The sequence below is a fragment of the Serratia grimesii NBRC 13537 genome (genome assembly GCF_001590905.1).
Lineage (GTDB): Bacteria > Pseudomonadota > Gammaproteobacteria > Enterobacterales > Enterobacteriaceae > Serratia > Serratia grimesii.
In genome coordinates this window covers 20,584-27,453 of record NZ_BCTT01000024.1, presented here as the reverse complement: position 1 = coordinate 27,453, position 6,870 = coordinate 20,584, and the positions used below count along the sequence as shown (strand labels likewise).

Below are 6,870 nucleotides of genomic sequence, written 5' to 3'. Positions count from 1 at the left end.
GTTCTCAGAAGGCCGCAATAGGTATTTTCGACAAAAACGATCGTTTGCTGCATTCCACAGCAAAACCCCTCCTTATACCCTGTTGTGCACAAACTTATCCACAGAACACATTTGCACGGAAAATTTACGAGCGCCACGCAAACGTTTTCGCTACAATTCCCCGCGACGAAACGCTCCCCTTTTAATGGGGGCGTTACCTGAATTTGTGCCTGCTTGCCCCTTTATATAGAGAAAAACCTTTCTTTATAGAGAGAAGAAGGTGGAAATTCACGTAACGCTCTTTTTATTGCGACTTCAAAGCCAAGGGATAAAACCATGCAACAACCTCGTCCAATCCGCCGGGCTCTGCTCAGCGTCTCTGACAAAGCCGGAATCGTTGAATTCGCCGAAGCGCTTTCCCAGCGTGGCGTTGAACTGCTCTCCACCGGTGGTACTGCCCGCCTGCTGGCAGATGCCGGCCTGCCTGTTACCGAAGTTTCCGACTACACCGGCTTCCCGGAAATGATGGACGGACGAGTAAAGACCCTGCATCCCAAAGTACATGGCGGTATTCTTGGCCGTCGCGGCCAAGACGATGCCATTATGGGCCAGCATGACATCAAGCCGATCGATATGGTGGTCGTAAACCTGTATCCGTTCGCCCAGACAGTAGCTCGCCCGAACTGTTCACTGGAAGATGCTGTTGAGAACATCGACATCGGCGGCCCAACCATGGTGCGCTCCGCTGCCAAGAACCATAAAGACGTTGCCATCGTAGTTAAGAGCAGCGACTACGCCGCTATTATTACCGAGATGGATAACAACGACGGTTCGCTGCAATACGCCACCCGTTTCGATCTGGCGATTAAAGCCTTCGAACACACCGCCGCTTACGACAGCATGATCGCCAACTACTTCGGCGCATTGGTTCCAGCCTACCACGGTGAGACCCAACAGCCTTCCGGGCGCTTCCCTCGGACACTGAACCTCAACTACATTAAAAAGCAGGATATGCGTTACGGTGAAAACAGCCACCAGCAAGCTGCCTTCTATATAGAAGAGAATGTTCAGGAAGCCTCTGTCGCTACTGCGGAACAGTTACAAGGTAAGGCGCTGTCCTACAACAACATCGCCGATACCGATGCCGCACTGGAATGTGTCAAAGAATTCGCCGAACCCGCTTGCGTGATCGTCAAGCACGCCAACCCTTGTGGTGTCGCAATCGGTGAAGATATTCTGGCGGCCTATGAACGCGCCTATCAAACCGACCCTACTTCTGCTTTCGGTGGCATTATTGCCTTTAACCGCGAGCTGGACGCCGCCACCGCGCAAGCCATCATCAGCCGTCAGTTTGTGGAAGTGATTATCGCGCCAAGCATCAGCCAGGAAGCCCGCTCTCTGTTGGCCGCTAAACAGAACGTCCGCGTATTGGCCTGCGGCCAATGGCAGCAACGCGTTGCCGCTCTCGACTTCAAACGTGTCAATGGCGGCCTGCTGGTGCAAGATCGTGATCTAGGTATGGTAAATGAAAGCGATCTGCGTGTGGTGTCCGAGCGTCAACCGACCGCACAGGAACTGCGTGATGCGCTGTTCTGCTGGAAAGTCGCCAAATTTGTGAAATCCAATGCTATCGTTTATGCGCGTGACAACATGACGATCGGCATAGGCGCCGGTCAGATGAGTCGTGTTTACTCCGCTAAGATCGCCGGGATCAAAGCTGCTGACGAAGGTCTGGAAGTCAAAGGATCCGCGATGGCATCTGACGCTTTCTTCCCGTTCCGTGATGGGATTGATGCTGCCGCAGCCGTGGGCATCCGCTGCGTGATCCAACCAGGCGGTTCGATCCGTGATGATGAAGTGATTGCCGCCGCCAACGAGCACGCTATCGCGATGATCTTTACCGACATGCGCCACTTCCGCCATTAATCCCTTTTGCCGCGTGCGCCACGGCGCACGCTTAGCGTGGAGCACCTGATGAATATTTTGATTATCGGCAATGGTGGGCGTGAACACGCACTTGCCTGGAAAGCCGCTCAATCACCGTTGGCAGATAAAGTCTATGTTGCGCCGGGCAACGCCGGTACCGCATTGGAAAGCAATTTGGAGAACATCGCGATCTCCGCTACCGATATCCCGGCACTGCTTGCCTTTGCCCAGAGCCATGATATCGGTCTCACCATCGTCGGGCCGGAAACACCGCTGGTCATTGGTGTGGTTGACGCGTTCCAGGCCGCCGGTCTGAAAATCTTTGGACCGTCCCAGGCAGCAGCCCAGTTAGAAGGCTCTAAAGCCTTTACCAAAGATTTTCTGGCCCGCCATAATATCCCAAGCGCCGAGTATCAGAACTTTACCGAGGTTGAACCGGCGCTGGCTTATGTACGCAGCAAAGGTGCCCCTATCGTCATCAAGGCCGACGGTCTGGCCGCCGGCAAAGGCGTGATCGTCGCCATGACGTTACAGGAAGCGGAAGACGCAGTGCAGGACATGCTTGCCGGGAACGCATTTGGCGATGCTGGCCACCGTATCGTGGTGGAAGAGTTCCTTGAAGGTGAGGAAGCCAGCTTTATCGTGATGGTCGACGGCGAGAACGTGGTGCCAATGGCCACCAGTCAGGATCACAAACGTGTCGGCGACGGTGATACCGGCCCGAACACCGGTGGCATGGGTGCCTACTCTCCGGCTCCGGTCGTCACCGATGAAATCCACCAGCGCGCCATGGACCAGGTAATTTGGCCAACCGTGCGTGGTATGGCAGCGGAAGGTAATACCTACGTTGGCTTCCTTTATGCAGGTCTGATGATCTCTGCCGACGGTCAGCCAAAGGTGATTGAATTCAACTGCCGCTTTGGCGATCCAGAAACGCAACCGATTATGCTGCGCCTACGTTCCGATCTGGTTGAACTGTGTCTGGCCGGTGCTGAAGGCAAACTGGATGAGAAAACGTCTGAATGGGACGAACGTCCTGCGTTAGGCGTAGTACTTGCCGCTGGCGGTTATCCGGGTGATTACAACAATGGCGACGTTATTCAAGGTCTGCCGCAACAGGAAAGCGCCGACGGCAAGGTGTTCCATGCGGGTACTCGCATGCAGGGCAATGACGTGGTGACCAGCGGTGGACGTGTACTGTGCGTAACCGCACTCGGTGAAACTGTCGCGCAAGCACAACAACGTGCTTATCAGCTAGCGGAAGGCATTCAGTGGTCGGGAAGTTTCTGCCGTAAGGACATTGGCTATCGCGCGATTGCACGCGGCAAATGATCTGAACGCTGAAAATCGCTTAGGCTCCGCAATGCGGGGCCTTTTTTATAGCTGGTCTTCTTTCGGTTCCCAGCGACAAAAATCGTCGTTAGCCACCAGCAACAACTCGCTTCCTTCCGGCGCTTCCAACCAGGCTATATTCACTGGCTGACTGCTGTTGCTGGCGCGTCGCGCAATCCAGGCTTCGGCACTGCTGTCCAGCCCCGGTTTCAGTGTCTGACCATCGCAAGTTTGTACTACGCCTTGCTGCCAACGCCCCTGTAACAACTTCACCTTACCGGCGCGCAGCGCATTGCTCACTTCAAGCACTCGTCGCGCCTGATACTGGTACAACGCGATTTCGTCAGCGGTCAGTGGTTCACGCCGTGTGGCCAGTTGGCGCTGCATAAAGCTCACGCTACCGTCATCGGCAAAGCGCAATTGGATAGAGTCACGATCGCCATCAGCGTCGGTACGCTTAATTTGGCGCAGCGTGCCATTTTGATATTCGTAGAGCGTGGTGATGGTGCCCGGGCCACGATAAGGGCTATAGACGCTCATCAACACCACTGGGCGATGCTGATCGTCGTCTTTACGCCACAGGCGGACAACACCCTGATCAGCGACATAACCACTGGCACTAAAGGCAGGAAGATCGGAATGACTGCTGCAGGCGCTCAGGGCACCGGCAATGCCGATGGCCATAAGCGCCTGTCGGATAAACAAAAGGGGCGCGATTGCCCCCCTGTTTAATCTTTTCACGAACACGCAGTATTACTTAACTGCGTCTTTCAGTGCTTTACCAGAAACGAACGCAGGCACGTTAGCAGCTGCGATTTTGATTTCTTTACCAGTCTGCGGGTTACGACCAGTGCGCTCGTTGCGGTGGTTTACCTTGAAAGTACCGAAACCAACCAATTGTACTGCATCACCTTCTTTCAGAGACTCCGTAATAGCAGCCAGGGTAGATTCCAGAGCCAGTTTAGCTTGTGCTTTGGAAAGGTCAGCCTTGTCCGCGATTACATCAATCAGTTGAGTCTTGTTCATAAGTTATCCTTACAGTGTGTTTATCGTTTGCAAAGCATCGAGTGCGACGGATATGCCGATGGACAGCACTCCCTGCATACACGCACCGATAGCCACTTTTTTTACGCCCCCCAAATGTAGACCAGACAGGGTGCGGATGTGAAGCCTTAAGGCATGACAAATCAGGCGTTAAATCACGTTTTCTTGCCTTATTGCGTTAAATTTATCCCGATATTACTTACCGCCGCCTCTCGCAGGTCAGAACGCAACCCTTTGATCAGCTCTAAATCACGCTCTTCACAGTCAGCCAACAGGCGGAAAATTTCCCATTGGATGTCCCATTCTTCCTCTACCGCAGGCAAAACTTTCAGCTCATCGTCGGTCATTTCTTTACCGGCCTGAGTCATTTCCAACATCGCCACAGTGCGAATTGACGTTTCACTGATGGCGATGGCGTGCTCTAGCGTCTCCCCGCTGAGTCGCGAATGGATCAGTTCCCCTAATGCGATACAGGCGTCAATCGCCGGGTAAACGCCGTAAAGATCGTAATCTTCTGCCGAGGGGATCGCCTCTTCCAACTTCTCCAGTTGGCTGTCAAAGTTGACCTTGGCGTCCTTGACCACCAGCGTTTCCCACACCAAATCCAGAATGCGACGGTAAATTGCCGGATCGCCGAACTCGGTTTGCAGGCAGAACATCTGGTAATTCGGGTACATACGCTCGCACAAACTGGCCATAAAGGTCAAATGTTGCCAGCTTTCAAGCTTTTCCAGACGTAAATGAATCGGGTTACGTAGCATTATTCACTCTCTTACGCGTTATCTGCGCCGCAGTGTACCCGAAATCGGTCATTGCGACATCTCTGGATGCTGCTGCAACCAGCGCTGGAAGGCCGGTCGGCGCGAGGCGATGGCATCAGCCCAGCGAGTGGGTTCCGGCAAACGGTAACCCGCCATACAACGTTGTACCCAGGCCAGTGCGCTGTCGGCCCCAACGCGGTGACCAGTGGAGATAAACAGCGGGTTACAGCGTGCTTTACTGCGCCACACCCAACCAAGCTGCTCACCTTTGTCTTCCAGGGGTGACAGCGAACCAGCCTCGACACCCAACGGCGCGAATTTACCGCACAGGCGCTTTTTGGCCACACCAATGGTCGGTACATTGACCAATAGACCGAAATGGCTGGCCACGCCCAAGCGGCGCGGGTGCGAGATCCCATGGCCGTCGACAAAAACCAGGTCAGGCTTCTGGTGCAGTTGCTCCCAGGCTGCAAGCAACGCAGGGTATTCACGGAACGATAAAAAACCAGGGATATAGGGCATGGTGGTGGCAACACGGGCCACTTGGTATTCAACCAACTCCAGCGACGGATAGCGCAGGATGGCGATGGCGGCACGGGTCACCGCCCCCTCCTGCTCAAAGCCCACGTCGGCACCGGCGATAAAAGCTGGCGGATCGACCAAAAAATCATCCTGGCGAATGACTTCTGATGCGCGCTGTAGTTGCTCTGCACGCAGGATTTGAGTATCAATCACATCAGATCCTTAGCGATGGTATTTCCCTGATTGCGCATGGACGGCTTCAACGAATGCACCGGCGTTTTCCGGTGGCACGTCTAAGTGAATACCGTGGCCTAAATTGAACACATGCCCTTCACCGTGGCCAAAGCCCGCCAGAATGGTTTCGACTTCCTGACCAATACGCTCAGGCGATGCATACAGCATGGAAGGATCCATATTGCCCTGCAGCGCCACTTTATCCCCTACGCGACGGCGTGCATCAGCGATGTCTGTCGTCCAGTCAAGACCCAACGCATCACAACCCGTTGCCGCCATGGCTTCCAACCACTGACCACCGCCTTTGGTGAACAGCGTGACCGGTACACGCCGGCCATCATTTTCACGCAGCAGGCCGTCGACAATTTTATGCATGTAGTGCAGCGAGAACTCACGGTAGTCACGACCCGTCAGCACGCCGCCCCAGGTATCGAATACCATCACAGACTGCGCACCGGCTTTAATTTGGGCATTGAGATACAAAATGACACTGTCAGCCAGCTTATCGAGCAGCAAATGTAGCGTGGCTGGCTCGGCGTACATCATTTTTTTCAGCTTGGTAAAGGCCTTGCTGCTACCGCCTTCCACCATATACGTTGCCAATGTCCACGGGCTGCCTGAGAAACCGATCAGCGGTACTTCACCTTTCAACTCACGACGGATAGTGCGCACTGCATTCATCACATAACCCAGTTCCACTTCCGGATCGAACGCTGGCAGCTTATCCACATCGGCACGGCTGGTGATAGGAGAGGAGAAACGTGGGCCTTCACCTGCTTCAAAATACAACCCGAGCCCCATAGCGTCTGGGATGGTGAGGATGTCGGAGAACAGAATGGCAGCATCTAATGGGAAACGACGCAGTGGCTGCAACGTAACCTCACAGGCCAGTTCCGCATTCTTGCACAGCGACATGAAATCACCGGCCTCGGCGCGGGTGGCTTTGTACTCCGGCAAATAACGACCGGCCTGACGCATCATCCATACGGGGGTCACATCCACCGGCTGACGCATCAGCGCGCGCAGGTAACGATCGTTCTTCAACTCATTCATTATGGGGCTCCCTTATTCA

7 protein-coding genes are annotated in these 6,870 nt (G+C 54.4%); 2 read left to right on the top strand and 5 right to left on the bottom strand.

The genetic code is table 11. The annotated features are described in order from the left end of the window. Positions 1-315 precede the first annotated feature (315 nt). Positions 316-1,905 carry a bifunctional phosphoribosylaminoimidazolecarboxamide formyltransferase/IMP cyclohydrolase gene (purH, locus tag SGR01S_RS23065; protein WP_061808692.1) on the top strand — a complete coding sequence of 530 codons (1,590 nt, stop codon included), beginning with the start codon at positions 316-318 and terminating at the stop codon, positions 1,903-1,905. 48 nt (positions 1,906-1,953) lie between these two features. Then, positions 1,954-3,237: a phosphoribosylamine--glycine ligase gene (purD, locus tag SGR01S_RS23060; protein WP_061808691.1), complete on the top strand. Its 1,284-nt coding sequence runs from the start codon at positions 1,954-1,956 to the stop codon at positions 3,235-3,237. Positions 3,238-3,282: 45 nt separating this feature from the next. Here purD and SGR01S_RS23055 read toward each other — a convergent pair whose 3' ends face one another. The 5 genes from SGR01S_RS23055 to hemE all read right to left on the bottom strand — a co-directional run bounded on the left by SGR01S_RS23055 (position 3,283) and on the right by hemE (position 6,851). After that, entirely contained in the window at positions 3,283-3,921 is a 639-nt protein-coding gene (locus SGR01S_RS23055; protein ID WP_061808690.1) for a DUF1481 domain-containing protein, read from the bottom strand. 69 nt (positions 3,922-3,990) lie between these two features. Next, on the bottom strand, positions 3,991-4,263 hold the full coding sequence (hupA, locus tag SGR01S_RS23050) for a nucleoid-associated protein HU-alpha (protein WP_012004757.1): 273 nt from the start codon (positions 4,261-4,263) through the stop codon (positions 3,991-3,993). Positions 4,264-4,451: 188 nt separating this feature from the next. Beyond that, the gene (locus SGR01S_RS23045) at positions 4,452-5,042 is read right to left on the bottom strand and encodes a YjaG family protein (protein ID WP_004953973.1); all 591 of its coding nucleotides are present in this window, start codon (positions 5,040-5,042) and stop codon (positions 4,452-4,454) included. 48 nt (positions 5,043-5,090) lie between these two features. After that, the gene (gene nfi / locus SGR01S_RS23040; protein WP_061808689.1) at positions 5,091-5,777 is read right to left on the bottom strand and encodes a deoxyribonuclease V; all 687 of its coding nucleotides are present in this window, start codon (positions 5,775-5,777) and stop codon (positions 5,091-5,093) included. A 9-nt stretch (positions 5,778-5,786) separates the two neighbouring features. Next, positions 5,787-6,851, bottom strand: a complete 1,065-nt coding sequence (hemE, locus tag SGR01S_RS23035) for a uroporphyrinogen decarboxylase (protein ID WP_037425786.1) — start codon at positions 6,849-6,851, stop codon at positions 5,787-5,789. Positions 6,852-6,870 lie beyond the last annotated feature (19 nt).

Coding starts and splice junctions, on each gene's coding strand:
- purH (WP_061808692.1), top strand. CDS start 316: ATGCAACAACCTCGTCCAATCCGCCGGGCTCTGCTCAGCGTCTCTGAC.
- purD (WP_061808691.1), top strand. CDS start 1,954: ATGAATATTTTGATTATCGGCAATGGTGGGCGTGAACACGCACTTGCC.
- SGR01S_RS23055 (WP_061808690.1), bottom strand. CDS start 3,921: ATGGCCATCGGCATTGCCGGTGCCCTGAGCGCCTGCAGCAGTCATTCC.
- hupA (WP_012004757.1), bottom strand. CDS start 4,263: ATGAACAAGACTCAACTGATTGATGTAATCGCGGACAAGGCTGACCTT.
- SGR01S_RS23045 (WP_004953973.1), bottom strand. CDS start 5,042: ATGCTACGTAACCCGATTCATTTACGTCTGGAAAAGCTTGAAAGCTGG.
- hemE (WP_037425786.1), bottom strand. CDS start 6,851: ATGAATGAGTTGAAGAACGATCGTTACCTGCGCGCGCTGATGCGTCAG.